At 62.2% G+C, this 646-nt stretch carries 1 protein-coding gene; it reads left to right on the forward strand.

Features of this window, described 5'->3' with window-relative positions; genetic code table 11:
* The coding region (locus tag AOA61_RS05710) for a phage tail length tape measure family protein (RefSeq protein ID WP_178075184.1) at positions 1-646 on the forward strand (646 nt) is incomplete at both ends.

The raw sequence follows: 646 nt of genomic DNA on the forward strand, positions 1-646 counted from the left end.
AAGCTCGAAAAGACCACCACCGGTTTCGACAAACTGCGTCTTGGCACCCGTCAGGCGCAGGAGAACGTGGTGCAGTTGGGCAATGCGCTTTCCTCTGGTGACTGGGGTAGCGGCGTGCGTGCCGTGGCTCAGTTGGGCGCTGGTGCTGGGGCGGGCGCTGCTGGTCTGCTCGCAATTTTAGGGCCGTTGGCGCTGGCAACGGCTGCTGTTGGCGGTCTTGCATACGCTTACTACAAAGGCAGCGAAGAACAGGACAGCTACAACAAGTCACTGATCCTCACCGGTAACTACGCCGGTGTCAGCGCCGATCAACTGGGCGACATGGCGCGGCAGGTCAGCGCAACCGTGGGCACTACAGGACAGGCAGCGGCGGTCTTGGCGACGCTGGCGGACAACGGCAAGATCGCCAGCGAGAGCTTCACCGGTATCACTCAGGCCGCAGTGTCGATGCAGGAAACCACGGGCAAGGCGGTCAGCGATACGGTGGCCGAGTTCGTGAAGCTGGCTGATGACCCTGTGAAGGCCTCAGCAGCACTGAACGAGCAGTACCACTACCTGACAGCCTCGGTTTACTCGCAGATTGCCGCGCTGGAAGAGCAGGGCGACCATGCTGGCGCCGTGAAGCTGGCCACCGAATCCTACGCCG

The organism is Pseudomonas sp. 2995-1, assembly GCF_002742505.1.
Taxonomy (GTDB): domain Bacteria; phylum Pseudomonadota; class Gammaproteobacteria; order Pseudomonadales; family Pseudomonadaceae; genus Aquipseudomonas; species Aquipseudomonas sivasensis.